This is a genomic window from Pseudoalteromonas pernae (assembly GCF_039831865.1).
GTDB classification, from domain to species: Bacteria; Pseudomonadota; Gammaproteobacteria; order Enterobacterales; family Alteromonadaceae; genus Pseudoalteromonas; species Pseudoalteromonas pernae.
In genome coordinates, this window is the sequence record NZ_JBDODM010000001.1 from 688,888 (window position 1) to 712,706 (window position 23,819).

Here is a 23,819-nt window from a genome sequence, read left to right on the forward strand (position 1 = left end):
AAGGAAGGCACATGAAAAAGCTCTACGTTTCTTTGCTGTGTACCGCGCTACTTTCCGTGGTGCTGTTAAGCTGGCTCATTGATAGCTTTGCCACTGACAGCTACGAACAGGATGATTTTAGCCAGCAAAGGGATGTACTCGGGGGCATGGTTTCTTATTTGGAAAATGTCAGTATCGAGGAGCAACAAAAGACACTGTCTGAACTCAACAAGCACTTCAACCTGGATATGAAGTTCGCCGCAAACAGTACGCTGGCACTGCCCTCACCTTTACGCCAACAGTTATTTCAACCCAGTGGACTGGTGCTCGCGGATGAAGAAGGACTTTATCTTGTGCGCTCCTCCGAACGGCTCAACGACCACCATTTGGCGATGCGATTGCCAAAGCCCGAGCAGCCAAAACAAGACCTATTACTAACCGTACTATTTTATACGGGTGTGAGCCTCTGTATGTGGCTGCCATTGGTACCGTTAACACAGCGGATATCCGTGCTTGCGAGCGCAGCAGCTAAATTTGCCAGTGGTAAACTCAGCACCCGAGTCGCCCCAAGCCGTTTTAGTTACACCAAGCAGTTGGAACAAAGCTTTAATAGTATGGCGGAGCAAATTAACGCCCTGCTCGAAGAAAATAAACTCATGGCATCAAGCCTTTCACACGATATACGTACACCGATTGCGTGTTTGCGGTTTGGCTTGGATGCAGCATTAGATTCAGACGACCCAAGTGCACAACAACGCTATCTCTCGCGCATGGAAAAAGACTTGGACACCATGGAGTCTATGCTAAGCAGCTACCTCAACTTTGCGGCATTGCAGCAGCAAAGTGCTGAGTTAAATTTCAGTAGCGTTGAGCTTAAAAGTTACTTAGAGGAAATTGTCGAGCAGCTCAGCTCTCAGTTTAACTCACTGTCGGTAACAGTTGATTGTCCACCTGAGCAAATTATCAATGCTGATTTGCACTGGCTAGCCAGAGCTATTCAGAACATTATCGGTAATGCCCTGCGTTACGCTCAATCTCGTATCGCAATTGAAGTGCAAGTGGGCAATCAATTCCTCGATATTAATATCGCCGATGATGGTCCTGGCATTGCTCAACAAGAACAACATGCGGTGTTGAAACCTTTCTATCAAAGTGCAAAACATCGCAACCAACAAGGGTATGGATTAGGTCTTGCTATTTGTAATAAAGTGTTGATGTGGCACAAAGGCGAATTATTGGTCAGTAACAGTGCTGAACTGAATGGCGCAAAATTCACCTTACGTTTGCCACTGTAACATTGGATTTACAACCAAAACTTACTTTCACAATTCGATACAGAACGATGTATTGTGCGTGCTCCAGCGGTTCTATACGAAAGGCAAAACCAAGGTCGTATTGCGCACTTTACCCTCGTTTGACGCCACTAATTACCGTATTGCGCTTTTTATTTCATGCAAATTACAGTAGATTTAGGGCGCAATTGAGCAATAGAGAAATTATAATAATATGAGTGCGTCGCGTGGGGAGTTTAGCTCCCGTTTTGGTTTTATTATGGCCGCTGCTGGCTCTGCAGTTGGTCTCGGAAATATTTGGGGATTTCCAACCCAAACGGCTACCAATGGTGGAGCCGCTTTCGTTTTAGCTTACCTCGTTCTTGCGTTTTGTTTGGCATATCCAGCTTTAATGGCCGAACTTGTTGTTGGTCGCTATGGCCAAGCAAATGCCGTGAGTTCGTTAAAGAAGATATCCAATCATAAATGGCAACATCCTTTGGCTTTTTTGGTCGGCTTTGGTGGTATTATTTGCGCTGGTTTAATTCTAAGCTTTTACGCCATCGTTGCTGGCTGGATGATCAGCTACACCGCTGAACCCGTTGCCGAACTTGTAGGGGCGCAAGAAGCTGCAACTTGGATGACAAGCCAATCATTAGTTCGCAACCTGTTATTCGCAGGTGGCTTTATCCTTCTAACTGTAATGATCATCAGTAAGGGCGTAGAAAACGGCATTGAAAAGTGGTCAAAGCGACTCATGCCTGCACTACTGGGAATTCTTTTCGCGTTGATAGCTTACGTTATGAGCCAAGATGGCGCATCTGAAGGTCTTCGCAACTACCTGCTACCTGATTTTACTGCTATTTTTGAGCCAGCATTACTTGTAAGTGCACTAGGCCAAGCGTTTTTCTCATTGTCACTGGGCACCAGTGTGATGATCATTTACGGTTCTTACGTTTCTAAGAATGAGAATCTTGTGACCTTAGGCGCTTCGGTAACACTTATAGATGTATTTATCGCATTTGTGGCTGGCCTTTTAATCATTCCTGCGATGTATGTTGCCCAAGCGCAAGGTGTACAAATTTTTGATGAAGCCGGTAAATTGCTCTCAGAAGACACGTTAGTATTCCAAGTGTTACCCGCGTTATTTGATTCTATGGGCAGCGCCGGGTTATTTGTAGGCTTTGCTTTCTTCGCCTTGATGAGTATTGCTGCACTTACCTCGTCAATCTCTATGTTAGAAGCGCCGGTATCTTACACAGTTGAGAAATTTGGCTTAGATAGAAAGCCGGCGACGTGGACAATAGGTGCAATCATTGGTGGCATTAGTACACTCATTTTGCTGAACTTCGAACAATTGTTTGGCTTCGTAATTGCGCTGACAACACGCTTTGGTCAACCATTACTTGGGTTGATGTGCTGTGTGTTTGTAGGTTGGATTTGGCACCGAGCTTCGCTTCTTAAGGAAATCCAATCGGGCAACCCGGATGCAGCATCTGGTTGGTTCTGGAAGATTTGGCCGTGGTACATAAAATTTGTATGTCCAGTGTGCATTTCTTTGGTGTTTATCAACTCCCTACGATAAACACGACGCTGAATCAAAAAAAGGAAGCCAAGGCTTCCTTTTTTTAGCTTTGCACAAACCTGCTAGTTCATAGGTAGCATCATATCTTGATGTTCAATGCCATCCTCAAGATAAGGCTCACCTTGGGTCACAAACCCAAACTGCTGATAGAAATCCAGCAAGTAAGTTTGCGCACTCAATACCACTTGGCGATTGGGAAATGACTCTTGGCACACATGGAGCGCCTGATTCATTAGGGTGTGGGCGAACCCTTTGCCACGTTGCGAGGCCACAACTAACACTCTACCAATGGCCACCATGTTACCCTTGATTAAACAACGCGCATAGACGGCCAGTTCATTATCGACATAACCAAGAATATGCTGGGTATGCTCGTTTATATCGGCATCGTCTAGTTCGGGGTATGGACAATTTTGTTCTACCACGAACACATCCACCCGCGCACGCATCAAAGAGAATAATTCCACCGTATCCAACTGTGAAAATGACTTACAAGTCCAATCAATAGTCATGAACGACCTCATTAATAAAAAAGCCCAGAAAACTGGGCTCTTTTCTATCATTAATATGTTTGTGATTTAGTGAATTAAACGCTCAAGTTGATCACAAATTTGCGATAAATTCACATGATCGTGCTCAATCGTTAAGTCGATGTATCCGTCCGAGCGAAACGCTCTGTCTAATTCTATCAGTACGTGTGTTTGATGCGTTTCTGGCACAAACGACAGCTCTACCTCTTGAATACCGAACATACCGCCACGATTAGGGCGATACTCTAGCTCCTGATAGCAACCGGAAGTTGACTGAAAACTAGGAGCACGCAAATAGCCTTGCTCAACATCGGCTTTCATTAAGCCAAATCCTAGTTTTTCCATAGCTTGCATGCAGGTTTTCACCGCTTCATTCGGATAAATGTGTAATACGTCGCGGTCACTTGCATCAATTGCTAAGTCTATATTTAAGCCGGTTTGGATCCACACTTGCGTTTGGTTGTATCCAGCATGAAGCTCAGTAATTGGCGTTTCAGAGTGCAGACGCGCCTCGAATGGGATCCGTTGCTCTTCGCCTGGTTGAATCGTCAACTGCTCGCTAATACGCCATTTTTGAATAACGTGATTGCTAAAATAGTCTCCGTCATCTGATTCAACTTTTACCCTGGTCATTAAGGCTAATTCAAGGCCCGAGATATCCTGTTCAACATCACCACCATTTATGATGATTTCCGCATGAAATTTCTGTCCTGGATGCAAATGCTCAGTTTGCAACACTGTATCTACTTTCGCCGCCCCAATACCCACTGAGGCCAGGATTTTTTTAAACATAACTACTCCTGTTTGAAATATCCTTTTGAGCATCTTAACCACATTTTTATGGCCTTGTCAGTGAAAAGTTTGTTTTGACGCCAAAATGGATACACTTTAGGTAGCGACCCCCTTTGGGACGTGAAGATTAGTCATGTGTATTTTCAATATGCGAGGCATTCGTTACACTGTAAACACCAAGCATATAAAAAGAATTTTATGGAACTCATCTTTTTTGCAGTCGCATTTGTATGTGGCTTTATCGCTTTCCAAGTCAAACTTCCTCCCATGGTGGGCTTTTTGCTCGCTGGTTTTGTGCTGCATTGGGCTGGATACAAAACGACAGACTTGCTCAATAACATTGCCGATTTGGGGATCACCCTATTATTGTTTAGCATCGGCCTAAAACTGAAAGTGTCGAGCTTAATGAAAGTCCAAGTGTGGGCACCAGCAAGCGCCCACATAATAATAAGTACCGCCTTGTTCGGTGGGTTACTACTGTTGCTTGGCGCATTAACACTGCCATTGTTCGTGGAGCTGAATTGGCAAACGGCGCTATTACTAGGCTTCGCATTTAGCTTCTCTAGCACTGTATTTGCGGTGAAGGTCCTCGAAGATCGCGGGGAGATGGCGAGCTTACACGGTAAAATCTCTATCGGTATCTTGGTTATGCAAGACATCTTTGCCGTGCTCTTTTTAGTGGCTAGTACAGGAAAGTTACCTAACTATTGGGCATTGGCCCTCCTCGCTCTTCTACCACTTATGCGTCCTGTGATGTTTTGGATTCTAAATCGCTCAAAACACGGTGAGTTATTGCCTTTATTCGGTTTCTTCTTCGCGCTGGTCGCGGGCTATCACGCTTTCGAATTCGCAGGTATAAAAGGTGACTTGGGCGCCCTCATATTAGGCATGTTATTTGCCAGCCATAAAAAGGCAAGTGAGCTGGCTAAATCCTTGTTGAGCTTCAAGGACATCTTACTTGTAGGCTTTTTCCTTACCATAGGACTAAACGCAGACTTAACCTTCAATGCTGTCATTGCCGCATTGCTTATCGTCTCTGTGTTGGGCATCAAGGTGGCCTTGTACTACGTACTTACCAACGCCGCTAAGTTGCGTGCCCGTACATCCTTATTAAGCGCCTTTACCCTCGCCAATTACAGTGAGTTCGGACTTATCGTGTGCGCCGTCGCGGCAAGCTCTGGTTGGGTCTCACCGCAATGGCTTGCTGTTGTTGCTGCGGCTGTGGCTATTACTTTTATCATCGCATCGCCTCTCAATGCGCGCTCAAATGAATTATATGTAAAGATGGAAAACTGGTTATTACGCTTTGAAAGTGATACTCGATTGGCAGAGGAATTACCCGTGAACCTTCATAACACGCGTATCGTTATTTTTGGGATGGGCAGAATTGGTACGGGTGCCTATGAAACCATTGCTGGTAGTTTTCCTGATGCAGTTGCGGGTATTGATATCAAACCTGAGGTGGTAGAGAAGCATGTGAAAAGAGGCCGTCGCGTGTTAACCGCCGATGCAACCGACCCTGATTTCTGGCAACGTCTGAATCACTCAGACGTAGAGATGGTTATGTTGGCTATGCCCAAACACAACCAAAATATCTTTGCATTACAACAGTTAAAAGCCTCCGGTTACGCAGGCCAAGTAACCGCTATTGCTAATTACCCAGACCAACAAAAAGAACTTAAAGAACTTGGCGTTAACTCCACATACAACTTCTATTTAGAAGCCGGTAGTGGTTTTGCTGAGCACGTGAAAGAAAAGATATCCCCTGCTCAGTCCTAACTCCTTTTGAAGAAGTGATAACACATTCTTTGGTGTTATCACTTACTTTCTGAATTCGCACCAATCTACACATCTGTACCCAAATTTATATCACCTTATTTACAAAGCTTTACACGGTTGTTGGTAACAACCCAGAAAAAAGGAGTACACTTATTTCGTAGTCTGATGTAAGTCTCTATTTTTAACACAGAATTTGTGAGGGAATTGCTGAGTTACATTAGTTAAATTTTGAGCAGTAAATAGGTAGGAGTAAGTATGTCGCTAACGAAGAAAACGCCGACAATGCATGACCTAGATCCGCAGCAAATGCATGACGTTCAGCAGCAGCTAGAAAGCATCCAAGATGCGGGGGTGACTCCACAGTATTTACGCTATGTACTCTTTCAGAAGATGCTGGATGTGTATCAAGTTCCGAAGGACCATATGATCCGCTCTAATAGCGCACCTGAAAGATTGGACGACCCGAGTCTTATCAATAAATTACATAAGATGGGCTTTTCAAAGCAGAAGACCTATCACTAGAACCAGTTTTTGAGGGCCTACTCCCTCATTTAAATAGGCTGGCACTGCCCGTCGTCAGCCTATTTTCCCTTCTTAATTTGCACTGACGTGCTGCCAACGTCTACCTTACCAAAAAGAGATTTAAACGAGTCTACAACTGGCTTGGTATAAATATCTCGAATAGTATTGTGCCCTGCGTCATATTGTCCAACGCCTATCGATATCTTACCCACTTCATCAGCGCGAATTAACGTTCCGAACATCCGATCCCATACCGCTAATGCCGAGCCTAAGTTGGTATCAAAGTGGCGAGGGTTATCGCTGTGATGTATTTGGTGTTGGGCTGGGCTTATAAACCATTTTTCAACGTGTTTACCCCAACTCAGCCACACATGCGAGTGGCGTAAATTAGAGCCCATAGCATTAAACATAAACACAAACACATTGGCGCCGAGAATATCGTACATAGACAACTGGGTGCCAAACCAATAGAAGCATATGCCAACCACAAAGCCCTGAGACAATGCCATGCGACACGCGTACAAGTAGCTTTCTACGGGGTGAGAGCGATAAATGGTAAACGGTGTGAGCACTTTCGCTGAATGGTGAACTTTATGATAGTGCCATAAAAATGGAATTTTATGCAGCGCGTAATGAAGAATGAAGCGCGTAAAATCATCGGCAATAAATAAAAGAATCGTGAATATCGCGACGACTGAAAATTCACTTAACACATAGGGAGAGTGCGGACCAAATATCGTCTCCAGTGCCTCAGTTGTACCCAAGGCTATCGGCACCATGGTGACTACAATGGGCGCGAAAAGCAGTGCTTTTAAGAGACGGTTGTATATCCAAAGCTGATAATCTTGGCGGGCACTGGGCGCCCACCAGATTTTTTTGGCAAACACATAACGAAAAAATCCACGCATAGAACGCTTGGACTTTCGCTTCGCGTACACTACCAGTGCAAGAACTAAAGCCGTGACAATGTAGCCAACAAAGATACGTTTATTAGCATCAACAAGATAATCAGGCGTCTGTAAAATACTCTGCCAAATCGTCTCTATCACGGCCTATACCTCAACTAAAACTGGTATTTGTAACCAATAGACATTGTACGCGGTTTACCTGGCCTCGCACCATAAGGGCGGCGACTGACGATATTATCCTGATCGAACAAGTTGTCTATCTTCGCGTAAATGCGACCATATTGGCCTAGCTCATAATGAGCTGCAAGGTCCACCACTGTGGTAGCAGGCACTTCTTTGCCAGCCAATGGCATGTCAAAGTTTTCGTATCCTACCCCTGCCGTTTCTGGCATTTCGCTTACGTATTTAACCAACAAATCAACCGCCCAATCTTGGTGTGCAAGACCCACGCTAAACGTCGCTTGATGGGTTGGTAAGTAGGGTAAACGGTCTCCTGGACGAATATGCCCCCATTGTACAAACTCAGAGTATAACTCTTCTTGGAATTCACTCTGTGTGTAAGTGTACGTCATGCTCATCGGCACATCGAGATGGATATTCAGCGGGTAAGTTTGAGCGAATTGCGACTCGACACCCCATACATCTACTTCACCACCGCTAAACTCGGTATCTAGCTGTACTTGGGTACCACAGTTTGATTGGCCACAGCTTTCAATTAGGTTTGAATAATCATTGTAGAAACCAACGATTTCAAACTGGGTAACGCCGTCATTAAAGCGTCCACCAAATTCGTAGTTTACACTCTTTTCAAACTCATCATCATCGCCACGCGCTGGTGATGAAGGGCTTGATGGCACAAAGCCTTGATGTACACCGAACAATAGACCGCTGTTGTCATTGAGTTGGTAGAAGCCGCTTACACCGGGTAGCCAAATACGGGTTGTCTTGGTCTGATAGTCATCCGCTGAATCTGGTTTATCGTTTTGATATTCCATATCCATCAACTCACCTCGAACACCCACGCCCAGCGTCAATTTATCAAGCGTAACTTGGTCTTCAATATAAACCGACCATGCATCCGTTGACTCAGTGTCTTCAGTGGTAAAGGTTTTAGTACCCTCAACGCGGGTGCTGACGCCATCAATCATCGAATAGGTATCTTCGAAGTGATTGCGTTCAATTTCATCCTGATGGAAACGTACACCAAAGGACACATTGTGCGTTAGTCCAAACACAGGAACTCGCCAGTCGCCATCAACCTGAATACCTTGAGAGTAGTATTCGCGATCATTGGTGCCCATAGTCAAAAAGTGAGTGGTTTCACCCGCAACAACGGAGTTGCGTTCGCCGCGGATCACATCATATTGCGCTTCAAACAACTCTGGGCTGGCGAGAATGTCAGATAGACTTGCGCTTGAATTGCTTAAACCGTTCAATTTCAACCATGCACGCTCGTAATCATTACGATAAACGCGAGTGGTTAAATCAACACTTTGGCTGGTTAATTGATGGGTAAACATCACTTGTGTGTGTTTTGTATCCATTTGCGCAGGCTGAGACGCTGCATAACGGCGATAAGGGTTTCCGGCAAAATCACTGTCAGTCAAACCAAGGTAAGTCTCGTCAGAAAGCTCATCGGCATATGACAATTTAACTTCAAAGCGTTGGTCAAATTGCTGTCCGTCCAACTTGTAGTCTGCCTTGATAAGGAAATCATCTTTCTTAAAACCGGTGTCGCCACCGCCATCAAGCTCTTTGAAGCCATCACTTTCAAGGTGAACACCTTCAACTAAAAAGCCGATGTTGTCCTGACGATTGCCATAATAACCATGCGCTTTGGCGTAACCATCACTGCCTGTCGCCAAGTCTAAGCCACCAATTGCGTAATCTGGTACTTGGCGCGTTACCAAGTTCAAGGTCCCAGCAACAGTTTGTGGGCCGTATTTAATGGCCGCCGGACCTTTAAATACTTCCACTGCTGTCATGCGAGTGGTAACAGGGAAATAGTAAGCAGCAGGCGCTGAATAAGGCGCAGGTCCAATCAATACACCATCTTCAAGTATGGTTATCTTTTTACTACGCTCAGGGGTTACACCGCGAAAGCCAATATTTGGACGCAAACCAAAACCATCTTCTTCACGAATATTTACGCCAGGAACCTGCGATAAAATACGGTGAATATCGTCAAATTCAAACTCTTCAAGTTGCTCTTCACTGATCAGCGTTGCAGAGCCTGCTTCAGTGCGCAATTTGTCGTGATGACTGATAATTTGAATGTGCTCAAGATTTTTATCTTCCGCCAGTGCGTTAAAACCAAGGGCTGCAACACCTACGGCCAAGGCTAATTTACTGAATTTCATGGTCATCCTTAATCGTTGTCGCCGGCAGACGTGGTTGGTAATTCAAGAGCAAGCTCATTGATAAAGTCGTTCTTCAGCTCATCAGTGATTGACTTCACCTTAGTGTGAACATCTCGAACTTGCTCTTCGTTTTCGATAAGTGCTGTACCTAGGTCTGATTCAATAGCCGCAATTGCAGCTTTAGTCTCTGCGATAGCAGCAAGCATACGTTCTTTCGTTGCGCTCGCTTGCTCTTCATCCAGGTAATCATCAAAACCCAGCATGGCTTCTGCGCCATAAGTATTACCAACAAGTAACGCTTCAAACGCTAGCAAGTTGGCTTGGATGTTCGCCAATGAACTTTTAGCATCCACACTTTCAACATCCTCTGGACATGCTGAAGTACCGCAGGTGTTTGGCAAAATACCAATTGGCTCGGCGAGTTTTTTATCTTTTACCATTTCAGTTAAGTAGAACATGGCATCGGTAATGTGATTCAACGCCACGTGTGCATTTTCAAACTGTGAACCTGCTTCACCTGCCGTTTTTAACTGTACGGCAAATCCAGTTTCACCCTGCCACTTATCGAGCAACTCTTGAGCCGACACAATAACGTCGTCTGCAGCGGTTACTGCATATTCACAGCGCGCTACTTTTCTGTCTAACACAGTACGGCCGTTCCAATCTGCTAGCGCTTCATTAGCGACACTACAATGATGATCGTATTGCTCATTGAACAACACATGCTGAAGAGCAAATAGACCACGGCGTGTTGCCGTGCGCGCGGTAATATCATATGGGCGAGTTTCGTCTTTGTTGATCACTCCATCTTGGTGATACACCACGTCTTGATCCACTCCACAGCGGCTGATTGCCGGCCATGAATAAATACGATTACGAAGCTCTGCATTGTTGTCTAACAGTGGCCCCATCTGCATTACTTCAATATGTTGCCAAGCGCTCATGGCATCTAACCATGCAGTCTGTGCATCATCCATTGCTGCCAGCGCTGCTTCTGAGCTTGACTCAATACTTTGTTGCTCCAGTGCGCAATAAGCATCAATTGCTGCGCGTTGCGCAACGGCTTGGCTGTAGAAAAGGTTGTAAGCTGGGGTAATAACATTATCGACGAGGTTTGCAACCAGTTGCGCTTCATCAAATGTGGTTGGATCGATCACCACTCCTTGGTCGCCGCCATTGTTAAAGCCATCACCTTGAGAGCTCGACGTGCTCTCGCCACACCCTGTTAAGGCAAGTACCAGAGCCAAACTAACAGCTCCTAAGCGAAAATTCGCAGTTTTCATACTCAATCCTATGTTTGCTCAGACTCCAATTTTGAAGTCAGATAAAACGACAAAAAGGTCAGCTCTGAATTCAATCAAAGCTAACCTTTTACTTATACTATTTTGGCGCAATGCCGGCGTTCATAACTTACCAGTTTGCAACATTCTGAGCGTTGAAGCCGTATACGTCTTGCAGTAAGTCACGCGCTTCCAACAACTGCGCTTGGTAAGCACTCACGGCGCTTGCGTCTGCCACTACTGGTGCATCACCTAATAGCGTGTGTAAAGTTTCGAACTTTCCTGCATTTGCAGCATCATTAAAAGGCGAGAACGGGCTGAACTGGAAGTTCATTGCAAAGCCTTTCATTTCTGAGAAGTGCTTAGCAAGATTTGCGAAATCATCCGCTGTGAAATCACCAGAGCTGATAGTCGCAAGGTCAGCGTGAGTATCATTAATGTAGTGAACTACCGTTGCAGCAATGGCCATTTCCCAGTTCGCGACAGCAATATCACGCTGCGCTTTTAGGGCATCCATTTGTTCCGTTGTCAGTACTGACCCAACGTTATCATTAATGATTTTACGACCCGCAATAAATGCGTTCATCGCGGCTGCTGAGAAATCAGTAGTTACCGCTGCGCCACGGTCACGTTTGGCGGCATTGGTTGAGTTACCCCAGTTGTACTCAGCAGCAAGGTCAATCAGGCCATCGCCAGTATAGTCATTGTAGCTACCCGAGAATGCTTCACGGCCGCCTTTTGCTGCAATCTCATCATCGCTGTACTCAAGGTAGTTACGCGCAGCACCGAAGTAACCAAAGCCTTCGTCGAATTGGTGTTCAAGTTCTGTGTAAACATCACCACCGACGTTATCGGCTTCTAAGCCCTGCTCTAGGTAATCATCTGTACCTTGAGAAAACATTAATGCACCTAACGTATGCTTTTGAATCAGCTGGTTAAGGTCTAAGCCGGTTTCAGTAAGATATAGTTTAGTGATTGGGTTACCCGCAGGGTCCATCATCACTTCACCATCGTTGTGCTTGTCGATGTTTGCAGCAAGCATGTCAAAGTAATGGTAAATCAAGCCTTCAGGCGTTGCTGACTGGGCACCGAATTCAGTCCAACCTTTGAATACACCCGCAACTTCCCACGTTTTGTACATTTTTGAAGTATCGTTACCCGCAATTTTAGCGTGCAAGTCTTTACCCGATGCAGAAATTTGTGCAAATGAGCTTTGCTTAGTCGTGATATCACCCGCGAAGCTAAAGCTTGAGTCTTTAACCACTTCGTAGTCATTCCAAAACGCCATAAGCTGCGCTTTGACAGCGTCACCTGTTAGGCTGTTTGTTGTTACGTAGTCACTCGTTAGCTTACCGATGTAGCTTTTGATTTCAGCTGATAATGCATGACGTGCGATTTGGCCTGTGTAAGAAACAGATGAACCTGCACCTAGTTTTGAAGCAAACTCATAGACGTTTACACCGTCTTGAGCTTCAACGTCAGATACCGAAACTGTTAATTCTTTTTCGAAGCTAAGGCCACCAGCATCTGTTACTTTCACGGTCACTGTTGCTTGTGTTTGCTGCTCAAAGTTAAGCGCGATGCCCTCTTTTAATTTAAGCGTCGTGCCATCAACGATTTCAAACAACATTTCATCTTCCGCCAGAGTAAAGCTCAGACCAGAAGTGCTGTCGTCACTTGCGCTTAGCGTGCCTACTACTGAACCAACAACATCATCATTCACAGATGTTGCTGAAAGTGAAATGTCAGTTGGTGCTGTGTTCGCAGGAGGTGGTGTTGGAGTGCCACCGTTGTTATCAGAACCTGATCCGCCGCCACATGCAGTAAGACCCATAGTTGCCGCTAATACAGCTGATGTAATAAGAGATTTGCGCAAGTTCATTGTGTTATCCCAAGTTAGATAATAATCATTCTTGTTTGTAATTGCGGCCCATTATAGCGACATGTAAATAACAATCAATATCATTTATTAGATTATTTAAATTTTGTTGTAAGTTTTATTAAACACTTATTCGAACAAGAATTACATCTGCTGTTTTGGCTTAGTAAAAGGGAGGGCCACAATGAATTTGGCACCACCCAACTCACTGTCTTCAACAGTGATTTTACCATGGTGCCACTGCACAATTTTTGCGGTAATAGCTAGGCCAAGACCATAACCACCGGTGCTTTTATCACGGCTTTGGTCAAGGCGAATAAAGGGTTTGAAAATATCCGCTCGTTTATGCGGAGCTATTCCGGCGCCATCATCTTCAACAATGATAAGGCACACATCTTCATCAGCCACCAATGTGACTTGGATATGCTGATGCGCATGTTTGAGGGCGTTACCTAGCAGATTTTGTATTGCTCGGGCTAGAAAATGTGGGTCACAACGTAATAAGTTAGGTTGCTCGTGAATGATATCTATCGCTACATTGCTGTCGAAGTGAAGCTTTTCAACGAGGTTGTCTACAAGCTCGTTGAGATCAACAAGTTCAAGTACCAAGGTTGGACTTTGTGCATCCAAACGGGCGTAGTGGAGCATTTCACTGACTAAATTTTCCAACTCAGTCACATCTGAGGTCATTGAACGCAGGTATTTCTTATGTCGCTCATCCCCTCCCTCTTCCATCATCGCTAACGCAAACTTCAAACGCGCCAGTGGGGTTCTAAACTCGTGAGAAACTGACGACGTCAACTCGCGTTGGGCACTGAGCAGGCTGTTAATACGCCTTTGCATCACTTGCAGGGCATCGGTTATTGGCAATAGAAAAGAACGCCCCATGTTGCTCATGTTAATATCCATGCGCCCATCAACTTGAGCGCAGGTTTCACTGAGCTTATTAAAGTCTCGCCATAACATTAAACTCCATAGACCTACTGGCGCACCAACAACTAGGAGCAACAGTAAATATGGGCCAACGAAGCTTTCTTTTTGCTGTTTAGGGAGTTCAACGGGGCCGACTTGCAACAGCTTGCCGTCATCGGTGGGCACATACCAAATGAGTCGGTCACGTGCATCGTAAACATGCACTGACTCATTTTGTTCAAGACGTTGCTGCAGGCTTTGTGGCAGTACAATGGCTTCCTTATCTATGTACTGCGTAATGTATTGGCTTTGAATATACATGCGCCCAAGCTTACTTTGGGCGAGAGCTTTAAAATTATTACCTAACTCTAAAGCAAGAGGTGTGGATTGTTCAGCTGCAGGCCAGATCCTTTCTATTGCACCGGTTACAATCACCAAAGAAACAATAATGTATAAATACAGGCTTACAAACAGCTTTCCCAACTTAGTTAATCACTCCACGCATCACTAACGAATAAGTAACCTTGGCCCCACACAGTTTTTATCTTGTATGGTTTATCGCTGTTATCTCCGAGCTTTTTACGCAATCGAGAAATACGCACATCCACTGTTCTATCGAGACCATCGTATTGGCGACCAATCATTTGCTCGTGCACATATTCACGGCTCAAAACGTCACCAGCGTTACTTGCAAGCAACCATAATAACTCAAATTCATGTGACGTGAGGGTAATTTCCTCATTTTTTAATGTCACGATACGGCTATTTTTGTCAATTTTTAGCTCGCCAAATGCCACACTCTGTACATTTTTCTCTTGTTCTTGAGAGCGGCGCAACAAAGCGGTAATTCGGGCTAGCAGTACACGCGGCTCTGCAGGTTTAATCACATAGTCATCAGCACCGAGCTCTAAACCAATTACCTGGTCGAAATCTTCACCTTTGGCTGTGAGCATCAAAATTGGTAGCGAGTATTTATCTCGGACTTCACGACATACACTAAAGCCATCTTTACCGGGTAACATAACATCTAAGATCATCAAATCTACTTGATGCTTACTTAGATATTCCATTACCTCATCACCACGAGATAAAACGGCAACTGACAAGTTGTTCTGTTCTAAATAATCTCGTGTTAACTCTTGAAGCGCTATATCGTCTTCCACTAAGAGTATATTTGCCATGTGCCAACTCCTGAATTAAAAAAAGCTCCAAACTGAACGTAATCGTCGACGTGAACTGCGAGACGTTTGAAGTTCAAGTTGGGTATCTACCACTAATTCGCCTGTATGCGCGTGAGTGATGGAGTATATGGTTGGTAACTGAACCTTTGCTTTATACTGCCAAGCCCCAGTTTTACTCGCATCCCAGCAGGAAAGTAGTCGCTGATTTTCCCGTAAACACACAGGTGTTGCGTCGGGCAATATCCACGACACTGTGATTTGCGTATCACAGGGAGTGTCTTTGCGCTCAACGACACAATATTGAGGTGTGAGTTTTATTTGCGCTTTATCAACAGACGGTGTCACTGCTTGTACAGCGTGAGCACTGATTATCAACAACGCCGCCATGCTCATCATAATTAGAATATGTATTTCACACCAATAAACGCAGTGACTGAATAGGACTCATCAAATAGCGGACTGTCTGAAGACACGGCACTGAAGTCTATATAGTTAATGTGCATCCGTAGGGCACTGCGCTCAGTTAAAATGTAGGACGCATCGATTCTAACATAAGGGTGAACACTGCTGCCAAGGGATACAGCGTTGAAATCCCCCACTTCGTCGTCACTGAGGCCATAGAAGTAAGTATTCAATTCGTTGTTGCTGTATTGCACGCCGATACTGGGTTCAATTATCCATTGCTTGAATGCATAGCCTTGCGACCACGCGATCTCACCTCTAACGCCTCGGTACACATCGGTGACATCAGCAAGCAATTTCATTGACCATTTGCCGAAACGACTGAAGTAATGATATTCAAAACCACTGTCTAGCGCCCATCGGCGCTCTTTAATTTCGTCGATGTAAATCGCTTTAGGTCCTTCAGCTTCCGAGGGTGCAAACATGCTTGATTGCAGTGCGAATAAATTAGCCGGATGCCAGTTAACGAAAAAGCGAGTATGTGGGTTAAACTCAACAATCGCACTCAGGACATGTTCAGACTTATTGATAAAGGTGTAACCGAGTTGAGTATTATCGAGATACCAAGTGTCTGTGTAATAGGCTATATCAGGAACCACGTAAAGATTCAGGTCATCTCCGCCGTTAAGCGGGTTGCTCATCACCCCATAGCCTAGATTGACCCCTATCAGCCACTCACCGGTAGAGATTTCACCACTGCGCACGTCAGACGCAACCGCGTCTGTACTTAGCAGACTAATAATAATGGCAACAGTTAACCCAAGCCTAAACACACTGGCTTTCCTTATAGATTACATCAACGCTATCCTAGCAACAGTTGTTGCTCAATACAGCATCGAATAACAACTGTTAACAAATTGCTTCCTTTTAATCACTCTTGGCTTTGTTAGATTTGCGCCGCCACTTGCCATACCGCTTCTAGCACGGGTTCTGACAAACGTCGCTGCAATGCCACTAAACCAATTTCAAAGGGCGGCGGAGCATCATCAACTTGTACAATTTGCACCTTGTCATTGAATGGACTATTTTCTAGCACCACCTGCGGTATGAGTGCCACACCCAAACCTAAGCTCACCATAGACACCAGCGCTTCATGTCCGCTTACCTGCGCATAGATAGGCGGCTGTATATGCCTAGCACGCCACCAGTTGGTAAGCCGAGTTCGATTCTCTCCCTGCTCAGGCACTATAAATGGCAGCTGCTGCCAAGGGATTTGTGCTGACGACACTAAACTATTCACTTCACAGGTGATTGTAGGGGCAATAAAAACCAGTTCAGACCAGCCCAATCGTCTAAAGGCCAACTGTTGTGGTAATTTGGCTGGCTTGGCTGCAATAGCAACATCTTCATGGTGGTCCAGCACACGCTCCAATGCATAGGCTGGGTCGCCAGTGTGCAACTTCATTTCAATTTGTGCGTAACGAGCGCGCAAAGAACTCAGCAACGGGTTAAGGAAACTGTACGCTGCGCTCACAGAGCAATAGATACTCAGCTCCCCTCGCACTTCCTGAGCATCGTTAAGGCTGGCTTTAAATTGGTGCCAGTTTAATATCGTTGATTTCGCATAATTGCAAAATGCCTCGCCCGCTGCAGTCAGTTGCACATGTCGGTTATCACGAATAAAAAGCTCACATCCAACCTGTTCTTCAAGCTGCTTAATATTGCGACTCAAAGTCGGCGCGCTGATATAACATCGGCTGCTGGCGCGACCAAAATGCAGTGTTTCGGCTAACGCAAGAAAGTATTCAAGTTGTTTATGTTGCACAGCTCACCTATATTTCAAAATATGAAACATAAAGATTTAAATATATCATTTTACGAAACACTAAAGATTACCTAGAGTCATTGCAATACCTTTTTGCAGTAAACATTTTTAAGGAACAGCAATGGCAAACTATTTCAACTCGCTTTCTCTTCGCGAACAATTGGCGCAATTAGGCCAATGTGATTTTATGGACCGCAGTGAATTTAGCGACGGTGTAAATGTACTTTTGGGCAAGAAACTTGTCATTGTTGGCTGTGGCGCGCAAGGCCTTAACCAAGGTCTAAACCTACGTGACTCTGGGTTAAACGTAAGCTATGCATTGCGTGAGTCAGCCATTGCAGAAAAGCGTCAATCATATCTAAATGCTTCTGAGAATGGCTTTATAGTAGGCACCTACGATGAACTCATCCCCGATGCAGATTTGGTATTGAACCTAACACCGGATAAACAACACAGTGCTGTGGTTGATGCAGTGATGCCACTGATGAAACAAGGAGCAACGCTTGCCTACTCACATGGCTTCAATATTGTAGAAGAAGGTAAAAAAATTCGTGATGACATCACAGTGATCATGGTGGCACCTAAGTGTCCAGGCTCTGAAGTGCGCGAAGAATATAAGCGCGGTTTTGGTGTACCCACACTGATTGCCGTACACCCTGAAAATGATCCAGAGGGTAAAGGTCTTGCACAAGCGAAGGCGTATGCCGCGGGCACTGGTGGAGACCGTGCAGGCGTACTGTTGTCGTCGTTCGTTGCGGAAGTGAAATCAGACTTAATGGGTGAACAAACAATTCTGTGCGGCATGCTGCAAACAGGTTCGTTACTGTGCTTCGATAAAATGGTTGAAAAAGGTATCGACGCAGGCTATGCATCAAAGCTGATTCAATATGGTTGGGAAGTGATCACCGAAGCGCTCAAGCACGGTGGTGTAACGAACATGCTAGACCGTCTGAGCAACCCTGCAAAATTGAAAGCGTTCGCGCTAAGTGAAGAGCTAAAAACCATCATGCGCCCGTTGTACAACAAACACATGGACGACATTATCAGTGGCGATTTCTCATCGGGTATGATGGCTGACTGGGCAGAAGACGACGCAAAATTGCTTGGTTGGCGCGCGCAAACAGCTGAAACAGCGTTTGAACAGCAAGAAAATAGCGATGTGAACATCAGTGAACAAGAATTCTTTGATAATGGCATTTTGATGGTGGCTATGGTTAAAGCGGGTGTAGAACTTGCGTTTGAAACCATGACTGCCGCGGGTATTAAAGAAGAGTCAGCATACTACGAGTCACTGCACGAAACGCCACTTATCGCCAACACCATTGCGCGTAAAAAGCTATACGAAATGAATCGCACTATTTCAGACACCGCAGAGTATGGTTGCTATTTGTATAATCACGCCTGTTTACCTCTGCTACAGCCGTTCATGCAAGGCATTGAAACTGATGTGATTGGTCGTGGTCTTGAACAGACAGACAATGGCGTTGATAACCAAGCACTGATCCAAGTTAACGAAGCACTACGTAGCCACCCAGTTGAAAAAATCGGTACCAAACTACGTAGCTACATGTCTGCGATGAAAAAGATTGTTTAAGAAGTACCCTTTCGCTTGTTAGAACCCAAGCCCAGCCGCTTTGCGATGGGCTTTTTTCTTTTTAATTCATCGGTCATACACGCTTTGTAACAATTCCAAGAGCACCCAGTTTCCCGCCTTTGGCTATACTTAACTGAGAGTCCGTTCAATAAGCAGACATTTAACGTGCAAATTTGTGCCTGAGTTGTGGAGGCTAGTATGCGAGCTTTAACTGTATTAATTTGTTCACTTGTGTTGTTATCTGGTTGTCAGAGTACAGAAACACAGGTGTCTCCTCCCCCTGTTAACCTAGCTAACGTTCAGCAATTCGAAATTCACACCGTAGAAACTATCGACGAAATATTTGCACTTGATGAGCGGATGAAAACCCAACTCGACAAAGCTTTTGCTTCTCGCTTCGGCGATTTAAGTTCAACACGACGTCTTATGATGTTTCTTCTAAACAATGGAGATAAAAGCGTCCGCTACCAATCGGGTGCAACACTCACAGCATCACAAACTTACAATCAACTCAACGCCAACTGCTTATCCCTGTCGATTTTAGCATTCAGTATGGCTGAACATCTTGGCTTGCGGGGCCAATTTCAACGAGTACACATCCCAGAGTATTGGGCACTCAACAGAGGCTATAATCTACTGACCGGACATATCAACCTGCGTCTGGACATGCCTCGCCAACAACGCGGCGATTTTGTCGAAATATACAATGACCGCCGACAAGTATTGGTGGATTTTGCCCCTGATATTTCAGGAAGTGAATTTAAAACAACAGACATCACCAAGGAACGCGTTGCCGCTATGTTCTACAACAACAAGGGCGCCGCTGCCTTGGTTGAAAATGACTTCAATCTTGCTTATAGCTACTTCATCGCAGCGACTAACATCGATCCATACTATTCAGGTGGCTGGGGTAATTTAGGAGTCTTGTTCCGTACAGTCAACGATTTTGAGCGAGCAGAAATTGCCTATGAATATGCGATTGAAGTTGACCAAAGAAACAACACTGCGCTTGGCAATCTCGCTATTTTATATCGCCTTACCGACCGAGACGACTTAGCCCAAAACATCGAAACTCGGTTGGCCGAAATACGCAAAGAAAATCCTTATTACCAAATCGCTTTAGGTAACGAACGTCTGCTTCAGCAAGAATTCGGGCAAGCGTTAAAGCATTTTAGACAAGCGAAGGAATTAGATGAAAGAATTCACGAAAGCTATTTCGGGATGGCACACACATACTATTTGATGGGCGATATCAAGGCGGCAAAAAAATTTATGAAGATGGCGCAACAAAGAGCACAATTTGATTATGACAAGTTACGATATCAAGGTAAGCTGGCAACATTAAACCTCTTTGCTCAGAACTAATGCGCCACCAACTGACCTTTTGTGTTTTTGCTGCGATTTGTAGCCTTGTGTGCTGCAAAGCAATTGCAAGACAAATCAATGCTGAGCCAGCTTGGTATATCGATATCGCAACTTTAACCAGTGACACTATGGCTGGTCGCCAAGCTGGCACCCCATCAGCCACCATGGCAACTCAATATATCCAAAGCCGATTACAAGAACTGGGTTATAGCACTGAGCTACAAGAGTTTGAATTTAAAAAAGGGTTCTTTTCAAAAGCCATAGGATATAACGTTGTTAGCACTGACTGTCAGCGAAATTGCTTAGTGATCAGCGCCCACTATGATCACCTCGGTACCAAGGGCAATAAAATATACGCAGGCGCCAATGATAATGCCTCTGGTGTAGCGGCCATGCTGTATCTTGCGCAGCGACTTGAGCCTTTTAAAGACAGAATTACATTTGTTGCCTTTGACGCAGAAGAGCCTGGGCTCTACGGGGCTTATCATTTCGTTGCGCGAGTACCGCATGAGCAGTTAGCTATGAACATCAACTTAGATATGTTGAAGTTGCCTAAAGCCAACAGTCGTTTGTTTTTCTTTACCAGAGATAATCTGTGCACGCGAGCTATTGAACAGCTGGACAACACCACCATTAAAACTCAGATTGCTAAGTCAAACCAAGCAATTAATAGGCGTGTAAAAGACGATAGAGTCGATTGGCTGCGCGCCAGCGACCACTGGGCGTTTGCGAAGCAAAAAATTCCATTTGTTTTTATAACGGGGGCGGAAGACCCGCATTACCACAGCCCAACAGACACGCTCAGCAACTTTGATACTGACCGTTATCAACAAACACTGTATCTCCTTCAGGGCTTTACAGAGCAGCTCCTTTCAGCACATTGCAGTGATTCTTTTGTTCTTGGATAAACTGCTCTTTTGCTTTACGCGTGAGCTTTTTTACTTGCGCTTCTAATTTACATGCATCACTGCGAGAACCCACTGGCATTGCAAAAACCAGGGTCAATGGCCCTTTTCCTTTGAGGTTTTTGGCACCTTTTCCTTGTTGGTGTGCGTCAAAACGCTTCACCACATCATTGCTGACTCCTGTATACCAATGGCCAAACCGCGTTTGTACAATATATAACCACCAAGAGTCGGAATTTTGTAAACTCATTAAACTAATTACCTCAGATACGGTCTGATTTACGATTTCGCGCTTTACCTTCAGTGTCGAATGGGTATCATGCTAACAACAACAAATAAGGACTGATAATCGAACATGCAGTGGTTTAAACAGTTTTCGCTGGTAGCAGCCATCGTTATTGTATGCAGTAGTTTAAGTGCATGCTCTAGTTGGGTCTACCGCATCAACATTCCTCAGGGTAACTTTTTAGAACAATCGGACGTAGACAAACTTCGTGTTGAAATGACGACAGAACAAGTATTGTACGTGTTGGGTAAGCCTGTAGCACAGGACCCGTTTGATAAAGACACGTGGTACTACCTATATGTGTTTAACCTAGGTCGTGATTTTGAACAGCGTAAACAATTAAAGCTTGAGTTTGAGAACGACAGATTAGCAAGTATTGTCTCTGAAGATTATGAGCGTCCCGAAGAATTCGATACGCCTTTGGAACAATAAGAAAATTAAAAAACGCGGTCTGTACCGCGTTTTTTATTACTCAAGATTGCTGATATTTTCTCACATTCGCATGTTCTCGCTTCATCACCGCTCGTTCATGGGCAAGTAAGTGGGCGTATTCATCCACTGTTACAGGTACTTTAGCTCCATGATAAACCCTTTGGACATCATCAAATAACGCATCAAAAATAAATGCCACACGAGCAAGGTGAAAACCTGAGGTAACAATGTGCAAGGTCTGCACTGTGTCAACGTCTATTTCATCAAGCGCCAAAGTGGCATCTTCAAAAGTGAAACGACTGGAAATACCAGCCAAAAAGTCCGCTTGGTCAACGCCCAGTGTTCTCAGATGGTTCTGCTGCCATTGCCAATGTGGTAAAGAAGAGCGATTAAAATGCTCGCCCATACCACCGGTGCACAGCACTTTACAGTGCTTGGATGATTTTAATTGCTGATATATATGAGCTGCGAGATTGCCGCGCTCTGCGGCGATTGGGCTTAGGGTGCCGTCATCTTCGTTGGGCGCACCCAGCACGATGATGACAGCGAGATTAGTCATGGTCGTCGCTTTTCACTTTTGCGCCGGTTATTTTATTCGCACGTCCCTCTTCTTTTGCTTTGTCAGCGCGACGTCGACGTGCTTCTTTGGGGTCAGCTACCAGTGGGCGGTAAATTTCTACTCTGTCACCCTCTTTGAGTACAGTATCGAGTTTACAGGTACGATTCCACACGCCTAGGGTTAAGCTTTTCATATCAATCTCAGGGCACTTTTCTACAATGCCGGATTTCAAAACCGCTTCCTCAGCCGTGCTTCCTTTTGGCACTTCCACTCGCATCACTGTTGCTTTATCTGGTAGCGCAAAAACCACTTCAACATTAATCATTAACGTTCTCCGTACACTACTTTCGCGCGTTGTGTAAACGCTTGCACCATGTTCTTGGCTACTTCGTTAAATACTTTGCCAAAAGCCATTTCCACCAGTTTGCTGGCAAACTCGAACTCAAGTTTCAAGCTCACCTTGCATGCATGTTCATCAAGGGCCATAAATTGCCAACGACCATGTAAATGCTTAAAAGGACCATCGACCAACTCTAGTGCGATGCTGTGATTACTTTGATCGAGTTTATTATGGGTTGTGAACCACTTTTTTAAGCCAGCTTTAGAAATTTCCAAACCTGCGCGCATTTCATCAACCTGTGAAGAAAACACCTTAGCATCGCTGCAATGTGGCAAAAATTCTGGGTACGAATCAACATCGTTCACTAGGTCGAACATTTCTTGGCTGCTGTACATTACCAGCGCTGATTTTTCTATTTGTGGCATAACCTCTCCTCACAACCACGCAATTCTAGCAAGCTTTGTGCAATGGCCCAAGAGACATTAGACACTCTTAGCTGATTGGCTAGCATAACGAGTGAAGAACATAGATTCACGACAATAAAAAACTGGTGTAAATCCTCAGACAATCAGTATAATGGCGCCACTATGGCAAAGAAAAAATCAGCAAAATCGACCTCTAATACCATCGCGCTCAACAAAAAGGCGCGACATGAGTACTTTTTACACGATAAATTCGAAGCTGGCCTTGAACTTCAGGGCTGGGAAGTAAAGAGTATCCGTGAAGGCAAGGTCAATATTTCAGAAACGTACATTCACTTAAAAAATGGCGAGGCCTTTTTATTAGGCAGTCAAATACAGCCATTAAACAGTGCATCAACGCACGTTATTTGCGACCCACTTCGTTACCGTAAACTGCTGCTCAACAAACGCGAAATCGATCGCCTAGTTGGTGCAACAGAGCGCGACGGTTTCTCGCTTATCGCCACCGCTATGTATTGGAAAAAATGCTGGGTAAAACTAGAGTTCCATTTAGCTAAAGGTAAAAAGATGCACGATAAGCGTGCTGATACCAAAGAAAAAGATTGGGCTCGTGAAAAAGAGCGAACGATGAAACATACCGTACGATAAAGCGAGCCCTGGCTCGCTTTTTTTATGCCCAAAAACACGTAACAAGATGTGTTGTCTATACCA

The 23,819-nt window shown here is 44.8% G+C and carries 24 protein-coding genes; 9 read left to right on the top strand and 15 right to left on the bottom strand.

Annotated elements, in window-relative coordinates:
- The first annotated feature begins 11 nt into the window (after positions 1-11).
- Complete coding sequence (locus V1358_RS02970; protein ID WP_347392531.1) at positions 12-1,274, top strand: ATP-binding protein; 1,263 nt, start codon at positions 12-14, stop codon at positions 1,272-1,274.
- Positions 1,275-1,485: 211 nt separating this feature from the next.
- Complete coding sequence (locus V1358_RS02975) at positions 1,486-2,835, top strand: sodium-dependent transporter (RefSeq protein ID WP_347392532.1); 1,350 nt, start codon at positions 1,486-1,488, stop codon at positions 2,833-2,835.
- A gap of 62 nt (positions 2,836-2,897) precedes the next feature.
- Here V1358_RS02975 and V1358_RS02980 read toward each other — a convergent pair whose 3' ends face one another.
- Positions 2,898-3,347, bottom strand: coding sequence for a GNAT family N-acetyltransferase (locus V1358_RS02980; RefSeq protein ID WP_440589854.1), 450 nt, complete (start codon positions 3,345-3,347; stop codon positions 2,898-2,900).
- 66 nt (positions 3,348-3,413) lie between these two features.
- Positions 3,414-4,157 carry a sporulation protein gene (locus V1358_RS02985; protein WP_347392533.1) on the bottom strand — a complete coding sequence of 248 codons (744 nt, stop codon included), beginning with the start codon at positions 4,155-4,157 and terminating at the stop codon, positions 3,414-3,416.
- A 198-nt stretch (positions 4,158-4,355) separates the two neighbouring features.
- Here V1358_RS02985 and V1358_RS02990 point away from each other — a divergent pair, with 198 nt between their 5' ends.
- Together V1358_RS02990 and V1358_RS02995 are read left to right on the top strand one after the other, a co-directional pair.
- Complete coding sequence (locus V1358_RS02990) at positions 4,356-5,936, top strand: cation:proton antiporter domain-containing protein (RefSeq protein WP_347389036.1); 1,581 nt, start codon at positions 4,356-4,358, stop codon at positions 5,934-5,936.
- A gap of 255 nt (positions 5,937-6,191) precedes the next feature.
- Positions 6,192-6,458, top strand: a complete 267-nt coding sequence (locus tag V1358_RS02995; RefSeq protein WP_347389035.1) for a hypothetical protein — start codon at positions 6,192-6,194, stop codon at positions 6,456-6,458.
- A gap of 59 nt (positions 6,459-6,517) precedes the next feature.
- Here V1358_RS02995 and V1358_RS03000 read toward each other — a convergent pair whose 3' ends face one another.
- The 9 genes from V1358_RS03000 to ilvY all read right to left on the bottom strand — a co-directional run bounded on the left by V1358_RS03000 (position 6,518) and on the right by ilvY (position 17,205).
- Positions 6,518-7,507 (bottom strand): sterol desaturase family protein, encoded by a 990-nt coding sequence (locus V1358_RS03000; RefSeq protein ID WP_347392534.1) that lies wholly within the window; start codon positions 7,505-7,507, stop codon positions 6,518-6,520.
- Between the two features lie 14 nt (positions 7,508-7,521).
- Positions 7,522-9,726 carry a TonB-dependent receptor family protein gene (locus V1358_RS03005; protein WP_347392535.1) on the bottom strand — a complete coding sequence of 735 codons (2,205 nt, stop codon included), beginning with the start codon at positions 9,724-9,726 and terminating at the stop codon, positions 7,522-7,524.
- 8 nt (positions 9,727-9,734) lie between these two features.
- On the bottom strand, positions 9,735-11,009 hold the full coding sequence (locus tag V1358_RS03010; RefSeq protein ID WP_347389032.1) for an imelysin family protein: 1,275 nt from the start codon (positions 11,007-11,009) through the stop codon (positions 9,735-9,737).
- Between the two features lie 127 nt (positions 11,010-11,136).
- Entirely contained in the window at positions 11,137-12,888 is a 1,752-nt protein-coding gene (locus V1358_RS03015; protein WP_347392536.1) for a DUF4856 domain-containing protein, read from the bottom strand.
- A gap of 141 nt (positions 12,889-13,029) precedes the next feature.
- Positions 13,030-14,280 (bottom strand): ATP-binding protein, encoded by a 1,251-nt coding sequence (locus V1358_RS03020; RefSeq protein ID WP_347392537.1) that lies wholly within the window; start codon positions 14,278-14,280, stop codon positions 13,030-13,032.
- Positions 14,281-14,285: 5 nt separating this feature from the next.
- Positions 14,286-14,978 carry a response regulator gene (locus tag V1358_RS03025; protein ID WP_347392538.1) on the bottom strand — a complete coding sequence of 231 codons (693 nt, stop codon included), beginning with the start codon at positions 14,976-14,978 and terminating at the stop codon, positions 14,286-14,288.
- Between the two features lie 15 nt (positions 14,979-14,993).
- Positions 14,994-15,365, bottom strand: a complete 372-nt coding sequence (locus tag V1358_RS03030) for a DUF3019 domain-containing protein (protein ID WP_347392539.1) — start codon at positions 15,363-15,365, stop codon at positions 14,994-14,996.
- Between the two features lie 11 nt (positions 15,366-15,376).
- Entirely contained in the window at positions 15,377-16,213 is an 837-nt protein-coding gene (locus V1358_RS03035) for a MipA/OmpV family protein (RefSeq protein ID WP_347392540.1), read from the bottom strand.
- 113 nt (positions 16,214-16,326) lie between these two features.
- Positions 16,327-17,205, bottom strand: a complete 879-nt coding sequence (ilvY, locus tag V1358_RS03040) for an HTH-type transcriptional activator IlvY (protein WP_347392541.1) — start codon at positions 17,203-17,205, stop codon at positions 16,327-16,329.
- Between the two features lie 121 nt (positions 17,206-17,326).
- On the opposite strand from ilvY, the gene ilvC reads away from it, so the two are divergent.
- The 3 genes from ilvC (at position 17,327) to V1358_RS03055 (ending at position 21,072) form a co-directional block, all read left to right on the top strand.
- On the top strand, positions 17,327-18,799 hold the full coding sequence (gene ilvC / locus V1358_RS03045; RefSeq protein WP_347392542.1) for a ketol-acid reductoisomerase: 1,473 nt from the start codon (positions 17,327-17,329) through the stop codon (positions 18,797-18,799).
- A gap of 198 nt (positions 18,800-18,997) precedes the next feature.
- Complete coding sequence (locus V1358_RS03050) at positions 18,998-20,164, top strand: tetratricopeptide repeat protein (RefSeq protein ID WP_347392543.1); 1,167 nt, start codon at positions 18,998-19,000, stop codon at positions 20,162-20,164.
- Positions 20,164-21,072 carry a M28 family peptidase gene (locus V1358_RS03055; RefSeq protein WP_347392544.1) on the top strand — a complete coding sequence of 303 codons (909 nt, stop codon included), beginning with the start codon at positions 20,164-20,166 and terminating at the stop codon, positions 21,070-21,072. The genes V1358_RS03050 and V1358_RS03055 overlap by 1 nt, the downstream gene beginning before the upstream one ends.
- Here V1358_RS03055 and V1358_RS03060 read toward each other — a convergent pair.
- On the bottom strand, positions 21,020-21,319 hold the full coding sequence (locus V1358_RS03060) for a GIY-YIG nuclease family protein (RefSeq protein ID WP_347392545.1): 300 nt from the start codon (positions 21,317-21,319) through the stop codon (positions 21,020-21,022). The genes V1358_RS03055 and V1358_RS03060 overlap by 53 nt on opposite strands.
- 105 nt (positions 21,320-21,424) lie before the next feature.
- On the opposite strand from V1358_RS03060, the gene V1358_RS03065 reads away from it, so the two are divergent.
- Positions 21,425-21,787: an outer membrane protein assembly factor BamE gene (locus V1358_RS03065; protein WP_347389021.1), complete on the top strand. Its 363-nt coding sequence runs from the start codon at positions 21,425-21,427 to the stop codon at positions 21,785-21,787.
- A 40-nt stretch (positions 21,788-21,827) separates the two neighbouring features.
- On the opposite strand, the gene V1358_RS03070 is transcribed toward V1358_RS03065, so the two are convergent.
- The 3 genes from V1358_RS03070 to V1358_RS03080 are packed head-to-tail and all read right to left on the bottom strand — an operon-like array spanning position 21,828 to position 23,111.
- Positions 21,828-22,346 (bottom strand): YdcF family protein, encoded by a 519-nt coding sequence (locus V1358_RS03070; protein ID WP_347392546.1) that lies wholly within the window; start codon positions 22,344-22,346, stop codon positions 21,828-21,830.
- Positions 22,339-22,671: an RnfH family protein gene (locus V1358_RS03075; RefSeq protein WP_347389019.1), complete on the bottom strand. Its 333-nt coding sequence runs from the start codon at positions 22,669-22,671 to the stop codon at positions 22,339-22,341. Before V1358_RS03075 ends, V1358_RS03070 begins: the two co-directional genes overlap by 8 nt.
- Complete coding sequence (locus V1358_RS03080) at positions 22,671-23,111, bottom strand: type II toxin-antitoxin system RatA family toxin (RefSeq protein ID WP_347389018.1); 441 nt, start codon at positions 23,109-23,111, stop codon at positions 22,671-22,673. Before V1358_RS03080 ends, V1358_RS03075 begins: the two co-directional genes overlap by 1 nt.
- A 162-nt stretch (positions 23,112-23,273) precedes the next feature.
- Here V1358_RS03080 and smpB point away from each other — a divergent pair, with 162 nt between their 5' ends.
- Positions 23,274-23,756, top strand: coding sequence for an SsrA-binding protein SmpB (smpB, locus tag V1358_RS03085; RefSeq protein WP_347389017.1), 483 nt, complete (start codon positions 23,274-23,276; stop codon positions 23,754-23,756).
- Positions 23,757-23,819: the final 63 nt, after the last annotated feature.